This is a genomic window from Ruegeria sp. HKCCA4812, assembly GCF_013034245.1.
Classification (GTDB): domain Bacteria; phylum Pseudomonadota; class Alphaproteobacteria; order Rhodobacterales; family Rhodobacteraceae; genus Ruegeria.
This window is the reverse complement of record NZ_WQFQ01000004.1, coordinates 201,835-224,146: the sequence shown is the minus strand read 5'-3', so window position 1 is coordinate 224,146 and position 22,312 is coordinate 201,835. Positions and strand designations below refer to the sequence as shown.

Here is a 22,312-nt window from a genome sequence, read left to right as displayed (position 1 = left end):
TCCCGCCTTGGAATTGATGTTTATAGGCCGAAACAGGCAAGGACCAGTGCAATGACGATGTGGGTATTCGGATATGGATCACTGCTGTGGAATCCGGGCTTTCCGGTGGCACGCAGTGAACGCGCGACACTTCATGGTTATTCCCGGTCCTTCTGCATGAGCTCGATCCACCATCGTGGGACCGAAGAAAAACCCGGCCTGGTGCTGGCACTGGACGAACAGGAGAACGCAAGTTGCACCGGTTTGGCCCTTGCGGTCGAGGCGGGTCACGAAGACCGTACGCTGCACGAGCTGCGCGAGCGCGAGCTGATTTCCTCGGCCTATGTTGAACGTATGCTGGATGTGCACCTGGAAAACGGCGAAATCGTCAATGCGGTTACCTATGTGATCGATGCCGACCACGTCCAGTATTGCGGCGGGATGCCGTTGGAGGAACAGGCCCGGATCATCGCCCATGCGGTTGGCGGGCGCGGTCCGAATGACGAATATCTTTACAACACCGTTGAACATCTGGCCGAGATCGGGCTGCGTGACCATGATCTTGAGTGGTTGGCGCAACGGGTGCGCGACATCACCGCATAAACTCTTGGCGTCACGCGCGGAATCCCGCTAGATTCGACACAAAGCAGGCAAATACCGGGAACCACGCGCATGGCGCAGGCACATCAGGGCGCGAGACCCCATTTCTCGCATCCAATTCGACAAATTCTGTTGATGTTGATGGCGATCGGCCTGTCCGGGCTGGGGGTGTTTCTGGCGCTTCCATACGTTTTGCCGGTTTTTTATGCCAATCCGTATCTGAATGGCTTCATCCTGATTGTGTTCTTTGTCGGCGTCTTCGCCTGTTTTTATCAGGTTACGCAGCTGATCGGGTCCGTGCGCTGGATCGAGGCCTTTGTCGGTGGCGTCGTTCGCGAAGATGCGCGCACACCGCAATTGCTGGCGCCTTTGGCTTCGCTGCTGCGCGAGCGAGGCGCGCGCTCACAGATCAGTTCCACCTCAACCCGGTCCATTCTGGACTCCGTGGCCGAGCGTGTCGAAGAAGAACGGGAAATCACGCGTTATATAACCAATGTTCTGATCTATTTGGGTCTGCTGGGTACGTTCTTTGGCCTGGCGACAACCGTTCCAGCCATTGTCGACACCATCCGCAGCCTGAACCCGCAAGAAGGCGAAGAGGGGCTGGCCGTTTTCAATCGCCTGATGACGGGGCTCGAGGCGCAGTTGCAGGGGATGGGTGTTGCGTTCGGGTCGTCTCTGCTGGGCTTGGCGGGATCGCTGATTGTTGGTTTGCTCGAAGTGTTTGCCGGGCACGGGCAGAACCGCTTTTATCGCGAGCTCGAAGAATGGTTGTCCTCGATCACCCGCGTCGGATTTGCCGGTGGTGAGGAGGGCGGGGCAGAGATCGCCGTACTGACACCTGTGCTGGATGCCATGTCCGAACAGATGGATGCGTTGCAGGATCTGTTTGCCGCTCAGGAAAGCGAGCGGGCTGAGGTTTCCGCCAAGCTGGGGCAACTGGTCGATGTGATTGCCGAGATGAACAATCGCCAGGCCAATACCGAAAGCGTCACTTCGGCTCTGGAGCGTGTTGCGCTGGGGCAGGATGCGTTGCTTGACCGCATGCGCGAACACGGTGCAGGCGATGGAATCGACGCCGAAAGCCGGATGCGCCTGCGCTCGATGGACGTGCAGTTGCTGCGCATTCTCGAAGAGATTTCGGCGGGTCGTCAGGAAAGCATGAACGAATTCCGCAAGGATATCGAACTGCTGGTCAAGGCCCTGACCCTGCCCCGAGGCGCGGTGCGCACCACGCCGGAAGGAGAGTAGTCCATGGCGCTGTCCCGCCGCACCGGTCAACGCTTCCAGGGCTCGGTCTGGCCCGGATTCGTGGACGCGATGACCGGGCTGCTGATGGTGCTGACATTCGTTCTGACCATTTTCATGGTGATTCAGTTTGTTCTGCGCGAGACCATTTCGGGGCAGGAAGACGAACTGACGACACTGGCAGACGAAGTTGCTGCGCTTGCGGGCGCGCTGGGTTTGGAAGAGCGTGAAAACAGCCGCTTGCAGGCAAGGCTGGGTGCGTTGAACACGACGCTGTCGCAGGCCGAAGACGATCTGGCGCAAGCGCAGTCGCTGATCGCCTCACTGACCACCGAACGCGACCGTCAGGCCGCCGCGCTGGATCAGGCGCAGACCCGTATCACGAATTTCGAAGCACAGGTTGCGGCGCTGCTTGCCGAGCAGGAACAGGCTTTGGGCGACATCGCAGCGCTTGAGACTGAGCGCGAGCAATTGCTGACGAAACAAGAGGCGCTGAACCTTGCCCTTGCACAAAGTCGCGAGGAAATCGATGCGCAGACGGAAGCGGCCCGATTGGCAGCCGCCCGCCGCGAGGCGCTGGAAGCAATGGTTGCGGATCTGGAGCAAAGTGGCAAGGAACGCGCGGCGGAAATCGCCACCCTTGAACAGCAACTGAGCGATGAAGAAGCCGCCCGCCTGGTCGAAGCCGCTGCTGCCGAGGCATTGCGAAACCGTCTTCAGGATGCGGATGCCGAACTGACGGCCATGACGCTCGCGTTGGAGGCACAACGCAAAGAGGCCGAAGACACGCTGACTCTTCTGGCCGCCGCGCAAGCCGCGCGGGCCGAGCTTGAGCGGCAATTCGGCGACGTGAACCCTGATGAATTGCGCGCCCAGCTTGAAGCCGCCCTGGAGGCGCAAACGCAAGCGCAGGCGGATGCTGATGAGCAACGCACCCTGGCCGAACAAAGGCAGGCCTTGCTGGCTCTGGCCGAATCGACATTGTCGGAAGAGAAAGAAATCTCAGCCGAGGCCCAGCGTGAGGCGGCTCTGCTGAACCAGCAGATTGCCGCCCTGCGCGGGCAGTTGGGGTCGTTGCAGGCCCTGCTGGACGATTTCGAAGAGCGCAACGAGGCCGCCGAAATCCAAATCCAGACTTTGGGTCAGGACCTGAATGCCGCGCTGGCCCGTGCCGCTTCGGAAGAACGCCGGCGCCGCCTGCTGGAAGAAGCCGAACGCCTGCGTCTCGAGGCCGAGGCCGAAGCACTGGCCGGTCAGAATGAGGAACTGGCAGCGCAGGCGGAAGATCTGCAACGTTATCGTTCGGAATTTTTCGGACGTCTTCGGGATGTCCTTGGCGATCAGGAAGGCGTGCGGATTGAAGGCGACCGTTTTGTCTTTTCGTCCGAGGTTTTGTTTCCGACAGGATCAGCCGTGCTGTCCGCGGAAGGGCAGCAGGAGGTTGCGAAAGTTGCCAACATCCTGCGCAGTGTCGCCGCTGAAATTCCGCCCGGTCTGAACTGGGTGATCCGGGTGGACGGCCATACCGACAACGTTCCGCTGGCCGGTTCGGGCCGATACCGGGACAACTGGGAACTCAGCCAGGGTCGCGCGTTGTCTGTTGTGCGCTATATGGTCGACGCGCTGGGCATCCCGCCCAATCGTCTGGCGGCAAACGGGTTTGGTGAGTTCCAGCCGGTCAATCCGGCTGACACGCCCGAGGCGCGGGCGCAGAATCGCCGGATCGAGCTGAAACTCACGGAAAGATAGAAAAACCTTGCCTCTTGCCTGGGTAATCTGCGTGATGGGGTCAAACCGATTACCGTCTGCCAAAGCGAAAGCTTTGATCCGGAGTGCCCATGAAACAACGGGGTACCACGGGGTAATCCTCGGTCAGAAAATACGCATAGGTTCCTGAAGGGTATTCTGCTGAAACGGTGAAGGCGCCGTTGCATTGGTCCAAATTGCCGTGACCCTGAACAAAAACGTAGTCCTCGTTGAAGGTGCCGTCATGCCGCCCGCCCGGCGCAGCGCCACCCGGCCGGTTGCCGGGTTTCAGACGATAGGACGACGTCATTTCGGTCACTTTGCCCCCTACGACGCCAGTGACGGCAAATATCGGGAAACCATCTGCCGCATAGCCGATCAGAGGTGAATGCTCGGACGGTGACCATCCCAGCAGCTTGACCAACCCCGTCGGTACACCGTGATAGTGATACTTTCCGTTCGGCTGTACATGGGCATAATTGGCGTCCAATCCCAAGGAAACAGCGCCACCCAAGGCATTGTAGGACCACCCGGACCTGGGGTCGCCATGCCAGAACTCGGCCGCCAGCGGGTCGAACACAACCCCGTTGAGTGACACGCCAAAGTTCCACCCCATTTGCAGCGGTGTGATTGCACCTTTGGCCGTTGGATTTGCAGGCAATTTCAACCTGACCTTCTGCTGTTCGATCTGGTGCGGATTGCCTTGGTTTGGAAACCGGCCAACCAGATGATCAGGAATACCATTGCCCGTCACTTTGATTTTTCCGCCTTTTTCTTTCACCGAGGCGCTGCTTTTCCCGGGGTTTTCGGTTGCGGGCACCAACCTCAACGGTTCTGCGGTCGTTTCGTCGTGATAGCGAAACCTGTGCTGTGCAGTTGCCACAGCGGCAACGGCGGATAGGGCAAAGGCGGCGCCCCAGAGGATTGAAATTTTGCTCACGTGTCGATCCCTGTCTTGCGTTCATCATTGAAGATGACACGCAGCAGAAGTCTTTTTCCGTCGCATTTTATGCTGCCAGCAGAGAAAAAGCCCGGCGATGGGGATCGCCGGGCTTTAAAGGAATTGTCTGTTTTCCGGTCAGTCTGCCGTCAACAGAGGTGGTTTGTCTCCTGAAATGCGCCGTTGGTCCGGGCCAAGAATTTCAAGATCCAGTTCGCCCTTCTTGACCGAGACACGAACCACGCCGCCTTTGGCCAGCTTGCCGAACAACAGCTCTTCGGCCAGGGGTTTCTTGATGTGCTCCTGGATCACGCGACCCAGCGGGCGTGCACCCATCTTGTCGTCATATCCCTTGTCGGCCAGCCACTCGGCAGCTTTTGGGGTCAGGTCGATGGTCACGCCACGATCCAGCAGTTGTGCCTCAAGCTGTAGGACGAATTTCTCGACTACCTGCAAAATGACCTCTTTCGGCAGCGGTGCGAAGGAGATCACGGCATCCAGACGGTTGCGGAATTCCGGTGTGAACATGCGCTCGATCGCGGCCGTGTCTTCGCCTTCGCGCCGATCGCGACCGAAGCCGATGGCGGCCTTGGCCTGTTCCTGCGCGCCCGCGTTCGAGGTCATGATCAGCACCACGTTGCGGAAATTCACCGTGCGCCCGTTGTGATCGGTCAGCTCGCCGTGGTCCATCACCTGCAACAGGATGTTGAACACGTCCGGGTGGGCCTTTTCGATTTCGTCCAGCAGCAACACGCAATGCGGATGCTGGTCGACACCGTCGGTCAGCAGACCACCCTGATCAAACCCGACATAGCCCGGAGGGGCACCGATCAGGCGGCTGACCGCATGTTTCTCCATGTATTCCGACATGTCGAAACGCAGCAGTTCCACACCCAGGGTATCTGCCAGCTGTTTCGCCACCTCGGTCTTGCCAACCCCCGTCGGACCGGCAAACAGATAGTTGCCGATGGGTTTTTCAGGTTCGCGCAGACCGGCGCGGGCCAGTTTGATCGCACTGGACAGCGCCTCGATTGCCAGATCCTGACCAAACACCACCCGTTTCAGCGATGCTTCGAGGTCTTTCAGCACCAACGCATCATCCTTGGTGACGTTCTTGGGCGGAATACGCGCGATCTTGGCGACAACCGCCTCGATCTCTTTGACGCCAATGGTCTTGCGCCGCTTGCTTTCCGCGACCAGATGCTGCGCCGCGCCGGCCTCGTCGATCACATCGATGGCCTTGTCGGGCAGCTTGCGATCGTTGATGTAACGCGCCGACAGCTCGACCGCCGTCTTGATCGCATCAGCGGTGTATTTGATGTCATGATGTTCTTCGAAATAAGGCTTCAGCCCGCGCAAAATCTTTACGCTGTCTTCCACCGAAGGTTCGTTCACGTCGATCTTCTGGAACCGGCGGCTCAGCGCACGGTCCTTCTCGAAGTGCTGACGGAACTCTTTGTAGGTGGTCGAGCCCATGGTGCGCAGTTTGCCGCCCTGAAGCGCAGGCTTCAGCAGGTTCGAGGCATCCATAGCCCCGCCCGAGGTCGCCCCGGCACCGATCACGGTATGGATTTCGTCGATGAACAACACCGCGTCCGGGTGATCCTCCAGTTCTGTCACAACCGCTTTCAGACGTTCTTCGAAATCACCGCGATAGCGGGTTCCGGCCAGCAGCGCGCCCATGTCCAAGGAATAGATCGTGGTATTGGCCAGCACATCGGGGGCCTCGCCACCGACGATCTTGTGCGCAAGGCCTTCTGCGATGGCGGTCTTGCCTACACCCGGATCCCCCACCAACAGCGGGTTGTTCTTGCGGCGGCGGCACAGCACCTGGATACAGCGTTCCACCTCATCCGAGCGTCCGATCAGCGGATCGACATCGCCAGCTCGAGCCTTGGCGTTCAGATCCACGCAGTATTTTCCCAGCGCGCTTTCTTTCTGTTCGGCTTCGCCGGATGTGGTCTGGGCGTCTTCTTCCACCTGATCCGCACCGGATACCGAGCGGCTTTCGCCGTAGGCAGGATCCTTGGCGACGCCATGCGCGATGAAATTGACCGCGTCGTAACGGGTCATGTCCTGTTCTTGCAGGAAATAGGCGGCATTGCTTTCGCGTTCGGCGAATATGGCGACCAGAACGTTGGCGCCGGTCACTTCGGTCCGGCCCGAGCTTTGAACGTGGATCGCGGCGCGCTGAATGACGCGCTGGAACGCTGCGGTGGGTACGGCTTCGGATCCGTCGATATCCGTGACCAGATTCGAAAGATCCTCGTCGATGAACTCCACCAAAGTGCTGCGCAACTCGTCCAGATCGACACTGCACGCTTTCATGACGCGCACGGCATCGGGTTCTTCCAGAAGGGCCAGCAGCAAATGCTCCAGCGTTGCGAATTCATGGCGCCGTTCATTCGCAGCCGCCAGGGCCGCGTGGATGGCTTGTTCCAATGTGCTCGAGAATGAAGGCACGCGGGTGCTCCTCTGTCTTGGGTCAGAAGGGGGCGGTTTCTTGGCCGGAACCCCATCCCAACCATGTCCTCATACTATTAGAGTTTGGTTGATCGTGGCCCGGCTTCAAGGGTTTTCTTTCACTTGACAGTCACATTTGTTGTGACCGTGGCCCTGAAGAGGAGCAAATAGGCATCAGAACCGGTCTTTTCTAGCCCGAATTTCGGCAAAAACGGCCTCGGGGTCAGCACCCACCATACCCAATTTCGCCTGAATCGCCGGATCGGCGGCCCTCAGGAACGGATTTGTGGCCTTTTCAAGGGCCAGAGTCGAAGGAACAGTGGCTTTTCCGGCCGCACGCGCGCGGTCGATATCCGCAATGCGATCTTTCAAGGCTTGGTTTTCGGGATCGACTGTAATCGCGAATTTGGCGTTGGATTGTGTATATTCGTGCCCTGAACAGACCAAAGTGTCGTCCGGCAGGGCGGCCAGCTTGTTCAAAGAGGCCCACATTTGCGCGGGTGTGCCCTCGAACAGGCGCCCACAACCCAGCGCCATCAGGCTGTCGGCGGTGAACACGGCGGAACTCTGCGGCATGTAGAATGCGATATGGCCATCCGTGTGCCCGGAAACGTCCAGAACCTGAACCGGTTCGCCGCCTATCTCGAAACTGTCCCCCTCGGTGACTTGCTGATCCAGCGGCGGCAGGCGATTTGCGTCAGCGGCGGCCCCGATGACCTTTGCCGGCTGTTTGGCCAAAATTCCCGCAAGCCCGTCCACGTGATCCCAGTGATGATGGGTCAACAGCACATGTGACAGCGTCCACCCCCGGTCATCCAGCGCCTTCAGGACCGGTGCGGCCTCGGGCGCGTCGATCAGCGCGGTCTGGCCAGTGACGGCGTCATGCGCCAGAAAGGCGTAATTGTCGCTCAGGCACGGGATTGTAACGATTTCAAGAGGCATGGCCTTTTGCCCTTTCATTGCTAGACTACGCCCAGCTAAGCCGATTGACCGGATGTCCGCAATGCATCTTGATGTACAGGATCTGAGGAACTTCTATTACCGCAGCACATTGGGGCGTGCGGCGCAGGCGGCCATTCGCGGGCGTCTGATCGAGCTTTGGCCCGAAGCAAAAGGCCAGACAGTGGCGGGATTCGGTTTCGCGGTGCCTTTGCTGCGCCCCTACCTGTCGGATGCGCGCCGGGTCATCGGGTTGATGCCGGGACCGCAGGGCGTGATGCCCTGGCCGGCAGGCATGCCCAACGTTTCGGTCCTGACCGAAGAAACCCTCTGGCCGATCGAGACCGGCCACGTGGACAAGCTTGTGGTGATGCATGGGCTGGAAACGTCGGAACGGCCAAACCAGTTGCTTGACGAATGTTGGCGCGTGCTGGGCCCCGGTGGCCGGGCCGTCTTCATCGTTCCAAACCGGGCGGGTCTGTGGTCACGGTCGGACAAGACCCCGTTCGGGTTCGGGCGCCCGTACTCGGCAACTCAGCTGGAGAACCAGCTTAAAGCGCATCACTTCCTGCCCGAGGTGCATTGCTCGGCCTTGTATATGCCTCCGTCGTTCCGGCGATTCTGGTTGAAATCCGGCAACCTGATCGAAAAGGCCGGCCAGCGGATTCCGACGGTCATGGCCGGTGGGGTGCTGATGGTCGAAGTCAGCAAACATATCCGCCCGCCAAGCGGCAGCGTGACCAAGGATGCGGTCAAAAAACCGATCAAGGCGCTGGACGGCTTGCTGAAGCCCGCCTGAGACCCCGGGCAATTCCATGCGAAAAATTGAGGAAAAAAAGTCACAGGAATCGCAAAAACCTGCATATTCGTAACATTTTTCAACTGGGCCAATGTGTTCAAACCGTCGCACTTGCCGTAAGTTAATGAAAAATAACAATTTGTGGATAAATCTGTTACCGCTATAGCGTATTGCTTGGTTGGTTCGGCTCTGCTACATCCCCGGTGATTTTGATCCCCGACCGTCTGGCCGGGGTTTCTTCACGCCCCCGGGGTAGCTGCCGCACGCGAATTCGGGGCCCAAAATATCGGAAGGGTGGACGTGTCCGAACCAGCTTCGATTTCCACTGGCATCGCCGAGCGCTATGCCACCGCGATCTTCGAGATCGCAAAAGAGAACAACGACCTTGCAGGTCTGGAATCCGGCATCAATGATCTGGCAGCCGCGCTGGACGACAGTGCAGAGCTGCGCGACCTGATCGCATCGCCGCTGGTTTCCCGCGCTGAACAGGAAGGCGCGATCACTGCGATCGCAGACAAGATGGGTCTGAACCCCATCCTGCGCAACACGCTGGGTCTGATGGCGCAGAAGCGCCGCCTGTTCGTCGTGCCGCAACTGCTGAAGGTTCTGCGCGACATGCTGGCCGAAGAGCGCGGCGAAGTGACCGCCGAGGTTGCCTCGGCCAAGGCACTGACCAAGACCCAGATGGAAAAACTGTCCAAGACACTGTCCGAGCGTGTGGGCAAGACGGTGACAATCAATGCGACCGTGGATGATAGCCTCATCGGCGGTCTTGTCGTTAAAGTGGGCTCGAAAATGATCGACAGTTCGATCCGTTCGAAGCTGAACTCCCTACAGAATGCAATGAAAGAGGTCGGATAAATGGGAATCCAAGCTGCAGAGATTTCTGCAATCCTGAAGGACCAGATCAAGAATTTTGGTCAGGAAGCCGAAGTGGCCGAGATCGGTCGCGTGCTGAGCGTCGGTGACGGGATTGCCCGTGTATACGGTCTGGACAATGTGCAAGCCGGTGAGATGGTCGAATTCCCCGGCGGCATCATGGGCATGGCGCTGAACTTGGAAAGCGACAACGTCGGTGTCGTTATCTTCGGTTCCGACCGTGACATCAAAGAAGGTGACACCGTCAAGCGCACCAACTCGATCGTGGACGTTCCGATCGGTGACGAGCTGCTGGGCCGCGTTGTGGACGGTCTGGGCAACCCGCTGGACGGCAAAGGCCCGATCAACGCAACCAAGCGTGGCGTTGCAGACGTAAAAGCGCCCGGCATCATCCCGCGTAAATCGGTTCACGAGCCGATGGCAACCGGCCTGAAATCGGTTGACGCGATGATCCCGATCGGCCGTGGCCAGCGTGAGCTGATCATTGGTGACCGTCAGACCGGCAAAACCGCCGTTGCTCTGGACGCAATCCTGAACCAGAAAACCTACAACGACGCAGCAGGCGACGACGAGTCGAAAAAACTGTACTGCGTTTACGTTGCAATCGGTCAAAAGCGTTCGACCGTTGCACAGCTGGTGAAGAAACTGGAAGAATCCGGTGCGATTGAATATTCGATCGTTGTGGCCGCAACCGCTTCGGACCCGGCTCCGATGCAGTTCCTGGCGCCTTACGCCGCAACTGCGATGGCTGAATACTTCCGCGACAACGGCCGCCACGCGCTGATCATCTATGATGACCTGTCGAAACAGGCTGTGTCTTATCGTCAGATGTCGCTGCTGCTGCGTCGTCCGCCCGGACGTGAAGCCTATCCTGGCGACGTTTTCTACCTCCACTCCCGTCTGCTGGAACGTTCGGCGAAGCTGAACGAAGACTTCGGCGCGGGTTCGCTGACCGCTCTGCCGGTTATCGAAACTCAGGGTGGTGACGTTTCGGCGTTTATTCCGACCAACGTGATCTCGATCACCGATGGCCAGATCTTCTTGGAAACCGAACTGTTCTACCAGGGCATCCGTCCTGCCGTGAACACCGGTCTGTCGGTTTCGCGTGTGGGCTCTTCGGCTCAGACTAACTCGATGAAGTCGGTTGCCGGTCCGGTTAAACTGGAACTGGCTCAGTACCGCGAAATGGCTGCTTTTGCGCAGTTCGGTTCAGACCTCGACGCCGCAACCCAGCAGCTGCTGAACCGTGGTGCGCGTCTGACCGAGCTGATGAAACAGCCGCAGTACTCGCCGCTGACCAACGCTGAAATCGTCTGCGTCATCTTCGCAGGTACCAACGGTTACCTCGACAAGATCGATGTGTCCGACGTTGGCCGTTACGAAGCTGGCCTGCTGGCACACCTGCGTGGCAAGCACGCGGATCTGCTTCAGTGGATCACGGACGAAGACCCCAAGATCAAGGGTGACGCTTCCGACAAGATCAAGGCTGCGCTGGACGAATACGCCGCAACCTTCGCTTAAGGGAGAGGCGGGCATATGCCAAATCTTAAGGACCTTAAAAACAGGATCGAGTCGGTCAAATCGACCCGCAAGATCACCAAGGCCATGCAGATGGTCGCGGCTGCAAAACTGCGCCGCGCCCAAGAATCTGCCGAAGCCTCGCGTCCGTATGCCGAACGGTTCAATGCCGTGATGGCAGGGCTGGCGGCTTCGGTCGGGGGCAGCGACAGCGCCCCCAAGCTGCTCCGTGGTACGGGCAGCGATGATGTCCATCTGCTGGTTGTCATGACAGCTGAACGCGGCCTCTGCGGCGGCTTCAACTCGAACATCGCCAAGCTGGCCCGCCAAAAGGCGGAAGAGCTGCGCCTGAAAGGCAAGACGGTCAAGGTTCTGACTGTCGGCAAGAAGGGCCGCGACGCGCTCAAGCGTGATTTTGGCGATCTGTTCGTTGGACATATTGACCTGAGCGAAGTCAAGCGTCTGGGCTATGCCAACGCGCAGGACATCGCGAAGGACATCCTGTCTCGTTTCGACGGGGGAGAGTTCGACGTGGCCACGATCTTCTACTCGAAGTTCGTCAACGTCGTGACCCAGATCCCAACGGCACAGCAAATCATCCCTGCCTCGTTCGAGGACGAAGCGGCGGGTGACGACAGCGGTGCCATCTTCGACTACGAGCCCAGCGAAGAAGCCATTCTGGCCGACCTGCTGCCCAAGGGGGTTGCGACTGCGATCTTCTCGGCTCTGCTCGAAAACGGGGCGTCTGAACAGGGTGCACGGATGTCCGCGATGGACAACGCGACACGCAACGCGGGTGAGATGATCGACAAACTGACGATCCAGTTCAACCGCTCGCGTCAGGCCGTGATCACCAACGAGCTGATTGAAATTATTTCCGGCGCCGAAGCGCTGTAAGAAAACCGGAGACGAAACATGGCGAATGCAAAAGGCAAAGTCACACAGATCATCGGGGCCGTCGTCGACGTGCACTTCGAAGATCAGCTGCCTGAAATTCTGAACGCGCTGGAAACCACCAACAACGGCAAGCGCCTGGTGTTGGAAGTTGCTCAGCACCTGGGTGAAAACACTGTCCGTACCATCGCGATGGACGCGACCGAAGGTCTGGTCCGCGGTGAGGCCGTGACCGACACCGGCGCACCGATCTCGGTTCCGGTCGGCAACGCCACCCTGGGCCGCATCCTGAACGTGGTTGGCGAACCGATCGACGAAAAGGGCCCGGTCGAAGCCACCGAAACCCGCGCCATCCACCAGCCCGCGCCCGAGTTCGACGAACAGTCGACCGAGTCGGAAATCCTGGTGACCGGCATCAAGGTCGTTGACCTGCTGGCCCCTTACGCCAAAGGCGGCAAGATCGGCCTGTTCGGCGGTGCCGGCGTTGGTAAAACCGTTCTGATCATGGAACTGATCAACAACATCGCAAAAGTGCACTCGGGCTTCTCGGTGTTCGCGGGTGTTGGTGAACGGACCCGTGAAGGCAACGACCTGTACCACGAGATGATCGAATCGAACGTCATCAAACCCGACAACCTGTCGGAAAGCCAAGTGGCCCTGGTTTATGGTCAGATGAACGAGCCTCCGGGTGCGCGTGCACGTGTCGCTCTGACCGGTCTGACCCTGGCGGAACAGTTCCGCGACCAGTCCGGTACCGACGTTCTGTTCTTCGTCGACAACATCTTCCGCTTCACGCAGGCGGGTTCCGAGGTGTCGGCTCTGCTGGGTCGTATTCCTTCGGCGGTGGGCTACCAGCCGACGCTGGCCACCGACATGGGCGCCTTGCAGGAACGCATCACCTCGACCAAGTCGGGATCGATCACCTCGGTTCAGGCGATCTACGTGCCTGCGGACGACCTTACCGACCCCGCGCCGGCAACCTCGTTCGCTCACTTGGACGCGACCACCGTTCTTAACCGTGCGATCTCGGAAAAGGGTATCTACCCTGCGGTTGACCCGCTCGACTCGACCTCGCGTCTGCTCGACCCGGCCATCGTTGGTGAAGAGCACTACAAGGTTGCGACCGACGTTCAGCAGATCCTCCAGCGCTACAAGTCGCTGCAGGACATCATCGCAATCCTCGGCATGGACGAACTGTCGGAAGAGGACAAACTGACCGTGGCACGTGCCCGTAAGATCGAGCGCTTCCTGTCGCAGCCGTTCGACGTGGCCGAAGTCTTTACCGGTTCGCCGGGCGTTCAGGTTCCTCTGGATGTGACCATCGCGTCGTTCAAGGCCGTTGTGGCCGGCGAATACGATCACCTGCCCGAAGCGGCCTTCCTGATGGTTGGCGGCATCGACGAAGTGATCGCCAAAGCGGAGAAGATGGCCGCAGAAGCCGCCTAAGGAGTATCCCTGATGGCAAACACGATGCAATTCGACCTCGTCAGCCCCGAGCGGAGCCTTGCTTCGCTTCAGGCGAGCGCGGTCCAGATTCCCGGCGCGGACGGGGACATGACGGCAATGCCCGATCATGCCCCCACCATCACCACGCTGCGCCCCGGTCTGCTCAAGGTCGAGGCACCCGAAGGGTCCAGCGAATACCTGGTCACCGGCGGGTTTGCCCAGATCAACGGCGACAGCCTGTCGGTTCTGGCCGAAAAGGCCATCCCGGTGGCGGAAGTAACCCGCGCGCATCTGGATGAGCTGATCGCCGAGGCGCGCGCCTCGCACGAGGTGGCGAAGGAAAACGGCGAACAGACCATTGTCGACGATGCAGCCAAGCTGCTGGCCGACATGGAAGCGCTTGGAACGCATATGAGCCTGTAACGGGCCCACTGGTGAAAAATTTGAGCGGCCTCGCAATTGCGGGGCCGTTTTTTTGTCGTGCTTTTGCCGAAATGCCGGGGTAAGTTGCGGGAATTCAAGAATAATGATGATAAGATGAAAAAGTTTCTAACCCATCCCATTGGAATTGAGCAGGGTGAAGATGTCCTGTTCTCGGAGTTTGCTGAAGGCGGCGATATGTGGACCGGGCAGGGGCCGCGTGAACGCCGCACACACATTCGGTTCAAAGAAGCATTTCGGACCCCGCCCGTGGTGCAGATCGGGATCTCGCTGTGGGATGTCGACACGTCCTCGGCGCTGCGCGCAGAGGTTCAGGCCGAACATATCACCGCCGAGGGTTTTGACGCAGTATTCCGGACCTGGTCCGACACTCGGATTGCCCGCATCCGGGCAAGCTGGACCGCGATAGGAGAGGTGGCACACCCGGACGATTGGAATATTTCCTGATCCGGGTTCGCCATGTTTTCAGGCGTTTGAACGATTGATTGGGCTCAGTCGTCCTGCGCTTCGATCATGTCCACGCGCGTGGCGTGGCGGCCGCCTTCGAATTCGGCACCCAGAAACGCGTCAACGATGTCCAGCGCCAGACCTTCGCCGACAACCCGCGCACCAATCGACAGCATGTTGGCGTTGTTGTGCTGGCGGATCATGCGGGCCGAGAATGCGTCTGAACAAACGCCACAGCGAATGCCGGGCACTTTGTTCGCAGCCATCATGATACCCTGCCCAGTGCCGCAAAGGACGATACCCAAGCTGCAATCGCCCGAGGCAACGGCCTGCGCCGCGGCCTTTCCATGCTTGGGGTAATGGGTGCTTTCGGGGGTTGTCGGGCCGATATCAACCACGTCCCAACCTTGCTGCGCGATGTGGTTGGCCACGGACTGGCGCAGCTCGATCGCCGCGTGATCGCTGGAAAGAACAATACGTTTGTTGGCAGTCATGGAGGTGATTCCACTTGTGTCGCCGATCGCGCCCCATGGTCAGATATCCGCGCAATCGGTATTTCAGATATCAGGGGGCGACATGTTCGGCCGCCCCTGTAGCTCAATCCATCTGATACATGGATTCGTAGATCGGGGTCAGTGTCTTGTCTTCGAACAGCGAAGACACACTGGTTCCGTTCCAGATGTTCAGGATCGCCTGGGTGAAGATCGGCGCAGTCGGAACGATGCGGATATTCTTTGCCTTCAAAATCTCTTTGGTCGGCTGGATCGTGTCGGTCAGCACCAGCGACTTCATGACCGAGTTCGTCACTCGCTCGACCGCAGGGCCGCTCATGACGCCATGCGTGATGTACGAATGAACTTCCTTGGCGCCATTGTCCAACAGGACCTGCGCGGCCTTGCAAAGCGTTCCGGCGGTGTCACACATGTCGTCGACGATCAGGCAGATCTTGTCCTTCACATCCCCGATAACGGTCATTTCCGCGACTTCGCCTGCTTTCTCGCGCCGCTTGTCAACGATCGACAAGGGGGCGTTGATGCGCTTGGCCAGTTCACGGGCGCGCGCCACGCCGCCCACGTCGGGTGAAACCACCATGATCTCATCCAGATTGTCCTTGAACTGGTTTTTGACATCCAGCGCAAAGATCGGCGAAGCGTACAGATTGTCGACGGGCATATCGAAAAAGCCCTGAATCTGCGCGGCATGAAGATCCATCGTCAGAATCCGCTCGATCCCTGCACCGGTCAGCATATTGGCCACCAGCTTGGCACTGATGGGCGTGCGGGCCTTGGTGCGGCGATCCTGGCGGGCATAGCCGAAATACGGGATCACGGCCGTGATCCGTTGCGCCGACGAGCGGCGCAGTGCGTCGGCGATGATCAGCAGCTCCATCAGGTTGTCGTTGGCCGGGTTCGAGGTCGGCTGGATGATGAACATATCCTCGCCGCGTACGTTCTCGAACACTTCGACGAAGATCTCGCCGTCATTGAAACGTTCGACGCGCGCATCGACCAATCCCTGGTCGACACCGCGATACAGGCTCATGCGGCGGGCGATGGTTTCGGCAAGTGGAAGGTTGGCGTTCCCAGCGATAAGCTTGGGTTCGTGAAGTGTCGGCATCGGCTGAGGTCCCCGGGCAGCAATGGCAATGTGACAGATTCGTGATGTTGACACCGCTTAGCATGGCCTTACCGTCCCGCAAAGGTAACGCAGCGGAGAAAGTGAACATGACCCGGATTGACTACTTTTTTGCGACAATTTCGCCCTACAGCTATCTTGCGGGGAACCGGCTGGAAGAGATTGCGGCGAAACACGACGCAACGATCAACTACAAGCCGCTGGACATCATGGCCCTGTTCGCACGCACCGGGGGCACGCCGCCGAAGGACCGTCATGTATCGCGCATCGAATACCGCGCTCAGGAGCTGCTGCGCCAATCGAAGAATCTGGGGATGGAGTTCAACCTGCAACCGGCGCACTGGCCGACCAACATGGCGCCGTCTTCCTATGCGATCATCGCCGCGATCAAGGATGGTTCGGGCGACGTAGGCAAGTTGTGTCAGTTGATCCTGCGCGCCTGCTGGGCCGAAGAAAAGGACGTCGCTCAGGATGATGTGATCAGGGACTGCCTGGCAAATGCCGGGTTTGACCCGGAACTGGCCAACAGCGGTCTGCTAGTCGGGGCCGAAACCTATGCCGCCAACTTGGAAGAAGCCGTGGATCGCGGCGTGTTCGGCGCGCCGTTCTACATCACGCCGGATGGTCAAAGGTTCTGGGGGCAGGATCGCCTGGACGATCTGGATCGGCATCTGTCCGAGATGAATGGATGACAGCCCCGACGGCGATGCAGTCCGGCTTCGTGAGACGATTGGGCGACGGAGGGCGCAAATTGCTTGCCCTTCATTGCACCATTGCACATTCCGGCGCGTGGTCCGGCCTGGCCAAGGCATTGGATGGCAGCGTGTGTCTTGTTGCACCGGACATGCTGTCTCATGGGCGCAGTCCGGATTGGGACGGTCAAAGCGATTTCTTTGACGCTGTGACAGGGCTGGCGGCGGTCGAATTGACCGAGCCCACGGATCTGGTCGGCCATTCCTTTGGGGCGATCGTTGCGCTCAGACTGGCCATCGAGCACCCGGACTGTATACGAAGTTTGACCCTGATCGAGCCTGTGTTCTTTGCCGTGGCAAAACAGGACGCGCCCGATTTGTTCGATCAGCACCTGCGAGAGTCCCAGCCGATTGAAGCAGCGTTCCAAGCAGGCGACGAAGCGCTGGCCGCGCGGTTGTTCAACCGGATGTGGAGCACTGACATCAGCCCCAAATGGCCTGACCTGCCAGAGCGGACGCGCGCCAGCATGGTGCGTGGAATTCATGTTGTTCCTGCGTCTTATCCCGTTCTGTACGATGACCGCGCCAGGTTGCTTGACCCCGACGGATGCAAGCGCGTATCGATGCCAACCCTGTTGCTGAGCGGATCAAAGACCCACCCGACGATCCCCGCAATCTGTAAAGGATTGCAGCGCCGTCTGCCGAACGCACGCCATGAGGTCGTTCAAGGTGCGGGGCACATGCTGCCCATTTCGCACCCCGGTGAAACCAGCGTGCTGCTTGAGGATCTCTGGAAAGCTGGCCAAGAGACGGGTGTTACAACAGGCTGAGAAACTGATCGATCTCGGCTGTCCCGATCGACCAGTCGCAGACCAGTCGGCATGCAAGGCTTTCGTCGTCATCATCACCTTCCAGCTCTGCCCCCCAGAGGTGGTAGATCGCCCCGGCCTCATGCAGCTGTTTGTGCTTTGAGCGTGAAAAAGCGGTAAAGATCATATTGGCCTGTGGTTCGTGCAGGAACTCGGCGCCTTTTGCACGCAAGCCATCGGCCAGCCGGGCACAGTTTGCATTGGCCTGACGCGCCAGCTTCAGCCACAGATCATCCTCAAGATAGGCCGCCATCTGAGCGGACAGGTAGCGATGCTTGGAAAACAGATGCGCCCCGCGTTTGCGCCGCAGCTCGAATTCCCAGGCCTTGCTCTCGTCAAAGAACACCACCGCTTCAACGCCCATCAGGCCGTTTTTGGTGCCGCCGAAGCTGACCGCGTCCACCCCAGCTTTCCATGTCATGTCAGCCGGAGAGCAATTCAGGGCCACCAGGGCATTGCTGAACCGGGCCCCATCCAGATGGACCGGCAAGCCATATTCCTTTGCGACCCCGCACAGCGCCTGCAACTCCTCCAGCGAATAGACCGATCCGCGCTCGGTGACCTGGGTGATCGACACCGGCCCGCGTTGCGGCCCGTGAACACCACGGGTTTCTTCGCCCAGGATGGACCCGCGCAGCGCGTCCGGCGCCATCTTGTCGCCGCCGGGAACAAGGGTCAGCTTGGCGCCGGTGAAAAACTCGGGCGCGTTGCACTCGTCTTCGTGAATATGGGCAACCGGAGAGCAGAAGATCGTTTCCCAAGGGTTGGACAATGTGGCAAGGGCCAGCGAATTTGCCGCTGTCCCCGTCGCCACCAGATAGACGGCCGCCCCCGGCGCTTCAAAGATGCTGCGAATGCGGTCACGCACCTCGTTCATCATCGTGTCGGCGCCATAGGCCATCTGGTAGCCCTGATTGGCCTCGGCCAGTTTGGCCATGACCTGCGGGTGAACCGGCCCGGAATTGTCAGATGCGAAATACATCAGCTAGGCTCCTCGATAATGTAGTCTTCCCACTCTTCCATGGGGGTTTCGAACTCGGACACCGTGCGCCCTCGGACCGACACGCCTGCGGCGTGCACGGTTTCCGGCGTACCAGACAACAATGGGTGCCAGTCGTAAAGCGGTTTGCCCTCCCACAGCAGCCGATAGGCGCAGGTTTGCGGCAACCAATAGGCGTGTTCGTCGATATTGTCGGGTGTTATGACGATGCATTCCGGGACAAATTGATGCCGGATGTCATATTGCGTGCAGCGGCAGCTTTCATCGTCCAGCAGTCGGCAGGCGACGCAGGTCAGGGCAACTTCGCCCGAGTCTTCATCTTCCAGCTTGTTGAGGCAGCACTTGCCGCAGCCGTCACACAGGGCCTCCCACTCGCGCTGGTTCATCTTGCGCAGGGGTTTGCGTTCCCAGAACCGGGCGGGCAGGCCGGTGCGTTCAATCGGATCGGCGCTCATAGGGCGGCCAGTATGCCCCGGGCCTGTTCACAATCGGCATTCATCTGCGCGATCAGACCATCCAGCCCCTTAAATGTCATTTCAGGGCGCAGGAAATCGATCAGCCCCACCGACAAGGTCGCCCCGTACAGGTCGCCGGAAAAGTCGAACAGGAAGGTTTCGATATTTGGCACTTCGCCATGGAACATCGGGCGCACCCCAACCGAGGCCGCGCCGTGATAACTGCCCTGATGCGGGCCATCCAGCACGTCGACCAATACCGCGTAGACACCGAATTTCGGCGGATGGAGCCCTTCGATGGACATGTTCGCAGTTGGGAAACCCAGTTCCCGCCCGCGTTGCTCGCCGCCGATCACCTCGCCTTCGATCCTGTGCCAATGGCCCAGCATCGCGGCGGCATCCCTTGGGCGACCCTCGCTCAATGCGGTGCGGATGGCGGTTGACGAGACCACGTTTTCCGACCGCTGCATCAAAGGGGCAATCGTCACGCCAAATCCCATCTCTTGCCCGAAGCGAACCAGATCGTCAGCCGTCCCACTGCGGCCCTTGCCAAAACAGAAATCGGCCCCGACCACGACATGGGACAGACCCAGACCGTCACAAATCACGTTGCGCGCGAATTCATCAGGGGAAAGCCCGGCCAGCGCCGCGTTGAACGGCAGCTCGTACAGTTTCTCCACACCCAGCTTCTCAAGCCGATGCGCCCGCGCATTGCCGCGCATCAGGCGGAACGGAGGAGAGTCCGGCGCAAAGTATTCACGTGGATGCGGCTCGAATGTCATGACCCCCAGTGGCGCATCCGGGGCCGCGTCGCGGGCCAGTTCGATGACCGACTGGTGCCCCAAATGGACGCCATCAAAATTCCCGATCGCAACGCTGGCGCCGCGATCTTCTGGCTCGACAAACTGGAAATCCCGGATGATGTGCATAGGCGATTGCGTAGCGTTGCGTTGCGATTTGTTCAAGCGGCAGTTTGAATTCAAGGCACGGGTCCTGGCGAAACACACCAAAACCATTTGTCAGACCTGATTGCACACAGGGCATCCCCGGAATGCTGTGCGACATTCGGCCAACTGCTTGATCCAAAAAAAATACTGGGTGTAGACTGGGTTTCCGGCCCTCGGACCACGCTGGGGGGGCGGACGATGGCCCGGCCAGGTTCAAATGGACCCAGCACAGGAGGCAGACCATGTATCGATTGCGACTGTTCGCGATTCGCAACGCCCGTGCGTTCGAGTGGATTTACAAATGTGTCGAACGGGGCATGGTCGCGATGGATCCGGTCTTTGCAAGGATCGGCTACAACCGCGTTGAACGCCCCATCGCGCTGGTCGAAAAAGGCGTCAAAAGTCTTTTGTTTGATTGCAAGATGTGCGGACAATGCGTTTTGTCTTCGACGGGTATGTCTTGCCCGATGAACTGCCCCAAGCAACTGCGCAACGGCCCATGCGGCGGCGTACGTTCCGGTGAGTTCTGCGAGGTGAAGCCCGATATGAAATGCGTCTGGGCTTTGGCCTGGGACGGGGCCAGCCGCATGCAACACGGGGGCGACAAGATAAAAGAGGTTCTTCCGCCCGTGGAACACACGTTGAAAGGGTCATCATCCTGGCTGCGGGTCAGCCGCGAGATCGCTGCACAGGAACGCGAGGCCCGGGACGCTGCCCGCGAAACGCTTGCGCAGGCGTTCCCGGAGGCGCGCGAAAACGAACCCTCTGCGGCACCTCTGGCTGCTGAACCCCCCAACGCGGTGAACCGGGAGCTGAAGAAATGAATGATGCCCATCGCAGCGAGGTCGAGCCGATCGGCTATGTGCCTGTTCCCGAAGGCTATGTTTCGCACAGTCGATTGGAAAGAGTTCTGCGTTCGGGCCGCTTTGCGGTGACCGCTGAACTGAACCCGCCAGACAGCGCTGACCCCGAGGATGTTTTTCAGGCGGCGCAGCCGCTGGGTGAAGTGGCGGATGCGATCAATGCAACCGATGCGTCTGGTGCCAACTGCCACATGTCTTCGATAGGGATCTGTGCGTTGTTGACCCGCGCGGGGTATTCTCCGGTCTATCAGATTTCCTGCCGAGACCGGAACCGGATCGCCATTCAGGGGGATGTTCTGGGGGCTGCGGCGCTGGGCGTCAGCAACGTGCTGTGCCTGACGGGCGACGGTGTCGGGGTTGGGGATCAACCGGGGGCAAAACCGGTGTTCGACTTCGATTCCCTGACCTTGCTGCGGACGATCCGAACGATGCGCGATCAGGGAAAGTTTCTCTCAGGCCGCAAGATCACGCGCCCCCCTCAACTGTTTTTGGGTGCGGCGGAAAACCCCTGTATACCGCCCTATGACTGGCGCCCGGAACGTCTTGCAAAGAAGGTCGAGGCGGGCGCCGAGTTTATTCAGACCAACTATATCTACGACATTCCGCTCTTTGAAAGGTTCATGGATCGTGTTCGGGATGCCGGTCTGGACAAAAAAGTATTCATCATCGCCGGTGTGGGGCCCATCGCTTCGGCACGCGCGGCACGCTGGATGCGCAGCAATGTGCCCGGAATTCACATCCCGGATCATGTCATCGAGCGGATGGAAAAGGCCGAAAAGCCCGCGGAAGAGGGCAAGAAGATCTGTATCGAACTGATCCAGCAGATCCGGGACATCGCCGGTGTTTCCGGGGTTCATGTGATGGCCTACAGGCGTGAACACGTGGTGTCGGAAATCATTCTGGAATCAGGTGCGCTGAAAGGGCGAAAACGAACTCGTTCTTCCTGACGACCTTGTGTGCAATTGAGTGCCCAAACAAAAAAGGCGCCGGTCCGGCGCCTTTTGCAAGACTGTGTTTGCCAGTCAATCGAACTTGCGCGACGGGGCAAGCACCATGGCTTCGCCGATCAGGACCTTCTTGCCCTCGACCGAACAATGGCAGTCCAGCTTGACTCGGCGCTTGGCAAAATCGATGTCGATCACCTTCACCTCGGCATAGACCATGTCACCCGGACGCACAGGCGCCAGGAACTTCAGTGACTGACCCATGTAAACGGTGCCATGACCCGGCAGTTGTTCACCAATCACGGCCGAGATCAGACCCGCCGTCAGCATTCCGTGGGCAATACGGCCTTCGAAGATCGTATCGCGGGCATAGTCGTCGTCCAGATGCACCGGATTCCGGTCGGTCGAGACCTGCGCGAACATTTCGATATCTTCATCCGTCACCACTTTGCGCAGGTGGCGGGACATCCCCATTTCGATGTCTTCGATACAGATCGTTCCGCGCGGAAGATTGTCCAACATGTTGCCCTCACTCGAAGTCGGCCGTGAAAGAAAAAACCATCATTTG

The 22,312-nt window shown here is 59.3% G+C and carries 23 protein-coding genes; 14 read left to right on the top strand and 9 right to left on the bottom strand.

The genetic code is table 11. The features are described 5' to 3' along the window. The first annotated feature begins 51 nt into the window (after window positions 1-51). The 3 genes from GOW04_RS13580 to GOW04_RS13570 all read left to right on the top strand — a co-directional run bounded on the left by GOW04_RS13580 (window position 52) and on the right by GOW04_RS13570 (window position 3,576). Window positions 52-582, top strand: coding sequence for a gamma-glutamylcyclotransferase (locus GOW04_RS13580; RefSeq protein ID WP_152459021.1), 531 nt, complete (start codon window positions 52-54; stop codon window positions 580-582). A gap of 69 nt (window positions 583-651) precedes the next feature. After that, window positions 652-1,830: a biopolymer transporter ExbB gene (locus GOW04_RS13575; RefSeq protein ID WP_171232893.1), complete on the top strand. Its 1,179-nt coding sequence runs from the start codon at window positions 652-654 to the stop codon at window positions 1,828-1,830. A 3-nt stretch (window positions 1,831-1,833) separates the two neighbouring features. Further along, window positions 1,834-3,576, top strand: coding sequence for a peptidoglycan -binding protein (locus GOW04_RS13570; RefSeq protein WP_171232892.1), 1,743 nt, complete (start codon window positions 1,834-1,836; stop codon window positions 3,574-3,576). 49 nt (window positions 3,577-3,625) lie between these two features. Here the strand turns inward: GOW04_RS13570 and GOW04_RS21965 are convergent, their stop codons facing one another. The 3 genes from GOW04_RS21965 to gloB form a co-directional block, all read right to left on the bottom strand. Beyond that, window positions 3,626-4,513: a YHYH protein gene (locus GOW04_RS21965; RefSeq protein WP_171232891.1), complete on the bottom strand. Its 888-nt coding sequence runs from the start codon at window positions 4,511-4,513 to the stop codon at window positions 3,626-3,628. Between the two features lie 138 nt (window positions 4,514-4,651). Beyond that, window positions 4,652-6,976 (bottom strand): ATP-dependent Clp protease ATP-binding subunit ClpA, encoded by a 2,325-nt coding sequence (gene clpA, locus GOW04_RS13560; protein ID WP_171168952.1) that lies wholly within the window; start codon window positions 6,974-6,976, stop codon window positions 4,652-4,654. 174 nt (window positions 6,977-7,150) lie between these two features. Continuing rightward, entirely contained in the window at window positions 7,151-7,918 is a 768-nt protein-coding gene (gene gloB, locus GOW04_RS13555; protein WP_171232890.1) for a hydroxyacylglutathione hydrolase, read from the bottom strand. 61 nt (window positions 7,919-7,979) lie between these two features. Between gloB and GOW04_RS13550 the strand changes: the two genes are divergently transcribed. From GOW04_RS13550 to GOW04_RS13520, 7 genes are all read left to right on the top strand, one after another. Next, on the top strand, window positions 7,980-8,714 hold the full coding sequence (locus GOW04_RS13550; protein WP_171229009.1) for a class I SAM-dependent methyltransferase: 735 nt from the start codon (window positions 7,980-7,982) through the stop codon (window positions 8,712-8,714). 300 nt (window positions 8,715-9,014) lie between these two features. Then, window positions 9,015-9,575 (top strand): F0F1 ATP synthase subunit delta, encoded by a 561-nt coding sequence (locus tag GOW04_RS13545; RefSeq protein ID WP_171232889.1) that lies wholly within the window; start codon window positions 9,015-9,017, stop codon window positions 9,573-9,575. After that, window positions 9,576-11,114 carry a F0F1 ATP synthase subunit alpha gene (gene atpA, locus GOW04_RS13540; protein WP_152459013.1) on the top strand — a complete coding sequence of 513 codons (1,539 nt, stop codon included), beginning with the start codon at window positions 9,576-9,578 and terminating at the stop codon, window positions 11,112-11,114. Between the two features lie 15 nt (window positions 11,115-11,129). After that, window positions 11,130-12,008: a F0F1 ATP synthase subunit gamma gene (locus tag GOW04_RS13535; protein WP_171118815.1), complete on the top strand. Its 879-nt coding sequence runs from the start codon at window positions 11,130-11,132 to the stop codon at window positions 12,006-12,008. Window positions 12,009-12,026: 18 nt separating this feature from the next. Next, the gene (gene atpD / locus GOW04_RS13530; RefSeq protein ID WP_152459011.1) at window positions 12,027-13,451 is read left to right on the top strand and encodes a F0F1 ATP synthase subunit beta; all 1,425 of its coding nucleotides are present in this window, start codon (window positions 12,027-12,029) and stop codon (window positions 13,449-13,451) included. Between the two features lie 12 nt (window positions 13,452-13,463). Further along, window positions 13,464-13,874 (top strand): F0F1 ATP synthase subunit epsilon, encoded by a 411-nt coding sequence (locus tag GOW04_RS13525; RefSeq protein WP_171168948.1) that lies wholly within the window; start codon window positions 13,464-13,466, stop codon window positions 13,872-13,874. Between the two features lie 114 nt (window positions 13,875-13,988). Then, on the top strand, window positions 13,989-14,339 hold the full coding sequence (locus GOW04_RS13520; RefSeq protein WP_152459009.1) for an H-type lectin domain-containing protein: 351 nt from the start codon (window positions 13,989-13,991) through the stop codon (window positions 14,337-14,339). Between the two features lie 44 nt (window positions 14,340-14,383). Here GOW04_RS13520 and rpiB read toward each other — a convergent pair whose 3' ends face one another. Together rpiB and GOW04_RS13510 are read right to left on the bottom strand one after the other, a co-directional pair. Beyond that, window positions 14,384-14,833, bottom strand: a complete 450-nt coding sequence (gene rpiB, locus GOW04_RS13515) for a ribose 5-phosphate isomerase B (RefSeq protein ID WP_152459008.1) — start codon at window positions 14,831-14,833, stop codon at window positions 14,384-14,386. 103 nt (window positions 14,834-14,936) lie between these two features. Further along, the gene (locus GOW04_RS13510; RefSeq protein ID WP_152459007.1) at window positions 14,937-15,956 is read right to left on the bottom strand and encodes a ribose-phosphate pyrophosphokinase; all 1,020 of its coding nucleotides are present in this window, start codon (window positions 15,954-15,956) and stop codon (window positions 14,937-14,939) included. A 107-nt stretch (window positions 15,957-16,063) separates the two neighbouring features. Between GOW04_RS13510 and GOW04_RS13505 the strand changes: the two genes are divergently transcribed. Continuing rightward, window positions 16,064-16,666: a 2-hydroxychromene-2-carboxylate isomerase gene (locus GOW04_RS13505; protein ID WP_152459006.1), complete on the top strand. Its 603-nt coding sequence runs from the start codon at window positions 16,064-16,066 to the stop codon at window positions 16,664-16,666. After that, window positions 16,663-17,496: an alpha/beta fold hydrolase gene (locus GOW04_RS13500; protein ID WP_171232888.1), complete on the top strand. Its 834-nt coding sequence runs from the start codon at window positions 16,663-16,665 to the stop codon at window positions 17,494-17,496. Before GOW04_RS13505 ends, GOW04_RS13500 begins: the two co-directional genes overlap by 4 nt. Here GOW04_RS13500 and GOW04_RS13495 read toward each other — a convergent pair. Genes GOW04_RS13495 through GOW04_RS13485 form a run of 3 tightly spaced genes read right to left on the bottom strand, consistent with a single transcriptional unit; the run spans window position 17,483 to window position 19,919 of the window. Beyond that, the gene (locus GOW04_RS13495; protein ID WP_171232887.1) at window positions 17,483-18,517 is read right to left on the bottom strand and encodes a low specificity L-threonine aldolase; all 1,035 of its coding nucleotides are present in this window, start codon (window positions 18,515-18,517) and stop codon (window positions 17,483-17,485) included. The genes GOW04_RS13500 and GOW04_RS13495 overlap by 14 nt on opposite strands. Next, on the bottom strand, window positions 18,517-18,990 hold the full coding sequence (locus GOW04_RS13490; protein ID WP_171232886.1) for a YcgN family cysteine cluster protein: 474 nt from the start codon (window positions 18,988-18,990) through the stop codon (window positions 18,517-18,519). The genes GOW04_RS13495 and GOW04_RS13490 overlap by 1 nt, the downstream gene beginning before the upstream one ends. Beyond that, entirely contained in the window at window positions 18,987-19,919 is a 933-nt protein-coding gene (locus GOW04_RS13485; RefSeq protein WP_171232885.1) for a bifunctional riboflavin kinase/FAD synthetase, read from the bottom strand. The genes GOW04_RS13490 and GOW04_RS13485 overlap by 4 nt, the downstream gene beginning before the upstream one ends. Before the next feature lie 260 nt (window positions 19,920-20,179). Between GOW04_RS13485 and GOW04_RS13480 the strand changes: the two genes are divergently transcribed. Beyond that, a complete protein-coding gene (locus tag GOW04_RS13480; protein ID WP_171232884.1) occupies window positions 20,180-20,761 on the top strand; it encodes a methylenetetrahydrofolate reductase C-terminal domain-containing protein in 582 nt (193 codons plus the stop codon). Then, entirely contained in the window at window positions 20,758-21,747 is a 990-nt protein-coding gene (locus tag GOW04_RS13475) for a methylenetetrahydrofolate reductase (protein ID WP_171232883.1), read from the top strand. Before GOW04_RS13480 ends, GOW04_RS13475 begins: the two co-directional genes overlap by 4 nt. 75 nt (window positions 21,748-21,822) lie before the next feature. On the opposite strand, the gene GOW04_RS13470 is transcribed toward GOW04_RS13475, so the two are convergent. Then, window positions 21,823-22,266 carry a MaoC family dehydratase gene (locus GOW04_RS13470; protein WP_117872517.1) on the bottom strand — a complete coding sequence of 148 codons (444 nt, stop codon included), beginning with the start codon at window positions 22,264-22,266 and terminating at the stop codon, window positions 21,823-21,825. Window positions 22,267-22,312: the final 46 nt, after the last annotated feature.

Excerpts from the sequence above, each read along its gene's own strand:
- GOW04_RS13535 (WP_171118815.1), top strand. The coding sequence starts at position 11,130 with ATGCCAAATCTTAAGGACCTTAAAAACAGGATCGAGTCGGTCAAATCG.
- atpA (WP_152459013.1), top strand. The coding sequence starts at position 9,576 with ATGGGAATCCAAGCTGCAGAGATTTCTGCAATCCTGAAGGACCAGATC.
- GOW04_RS13510 (WP_152459007.1), bottom strand. The coding sequence starts at position 15,956 with ATGCCGACACTTCACGAACCCAAGCTTATCGCTGGGAACGCCAACCTT.
- GOW04_RS13480 (WP_171232884.1), top strand. The coding sequence starts at position 20,180 with ATGTATCGATTGCGACTGTTCGCGATTCGCAACGCCCGTGCGTTCGAG.
- GOW04_RS13490 (WP_171232886.1), bottom strand. The coding sequence starts at position 18,990 with ATGAGCGCCGATCCGATTGAACGCACCGGCCTGCCCGCCCGGTTCTGG.
- GOW04_RS13485 (WP_171232885.1), bottom strand. The coding sequence starts at position 19,919 with ATGCACATCATCCGGGATTTCCAGTTTGTCGAGCCAGAAGATCGCGGC.
- GOW04_RS13575 (WP_171232893.1), top strand. The coding sequence starts at position 652 with ATGGCGCAGGCACATCAGGGCGCGAGACCCCATTTCTCGCATCCAATT.
- rpiB (WP_152459008.1), bottom strand. The coding sequence starts at position 14,833 with ATGACTGCCAACAAACGTATTGTTCTTTCCAGCGATCACGCGGCGATC.
- GOW04_RS13520 (WP_152459009.1), top strand. The coding sequence starts at position 13,989 with ATGAAAAAGTTTCTAACCCATCCCATTGGAATTGAGCAGGGTGAAGAT.
- GOW04_RS13500 (WP_171232888.1), top strand. The coding sequence starts at position 16,663 with ATGACAGCCCCGACGGCGATGCAGTCCGGCTTCGTGAGACGATTGGGC.
- gloB (WP_171232890.1), bottom strand. The coding sequence starts at position 7,918 with ATGCCTCTTGAAATCGTTACAATCCCGTGCCTGAGCGACAATTACGCC.
- GOW04_RS13525 (WP_171168948.1), top strand. The coding sequence starts at position 13,464 with ATGGCAAACACGATGCAATTCGACCTCGTCAGCCCCGAGCGGAGCCTT.
- GOW04_RS13475 (WP_171232883.1), top strand. The coding sequence starts at position 20,758 with ATGAATGATGCCCATCGCAGCGAGGTCGAGCCGATCGGCTATGTGCCT.
- GOW04_RS13580 (WP_152459021.1), top strand. The coding sequence starts at position 52 with ATGACGATGTGGGTATTCGGATATGGATCACTGCTGTGGAATCCGGGC.
- GOW04_RS13495 (WP_171232887.1), bottom strand. The coding sequence starts at position 18,517 with ATGTATTTCGCATCTGACAATTCCGGGCCGGTTCACCCGCAGGTCATG.
- GOW04_RS13550 (WP_171229009.1), top strand. The coding sequence starts at position 7,980 with ATGCATCTTGATGTACAGGATCTGAGGAACTTCTATTACCGCAGCACA.
- atpD (WP_152459011.1), top strand. The coding sequence starts at position 12,027 with ATGGCGAATGCAAAAGGCAAAGTCACACAGATCATCGGGGCCGTCGTC.
- GOW04_RS13470 (WP_117872517.1), bottom strand. The coding sequence starts at position 22,266 with ATGTTGGACAATCTTCCGCGCGGAACGATCTGTATCGAAGACATCGAA.
- GOW04_RS13570 (WP_171232892.1), top strand. The coding sequence starts at position 1,834 with ATGGCGCTGTCCCGCCGCACCGGTCAACGCTTCCAGGGCTCGGTCTGG.
- GOW04_RS13505 (WP_152459006.1), top strand. The coding sequence starts at position 16,064 with ATGACCCGGATTGACTACTTTTTTGCGACAATTTCGCCCTACAGCTAT.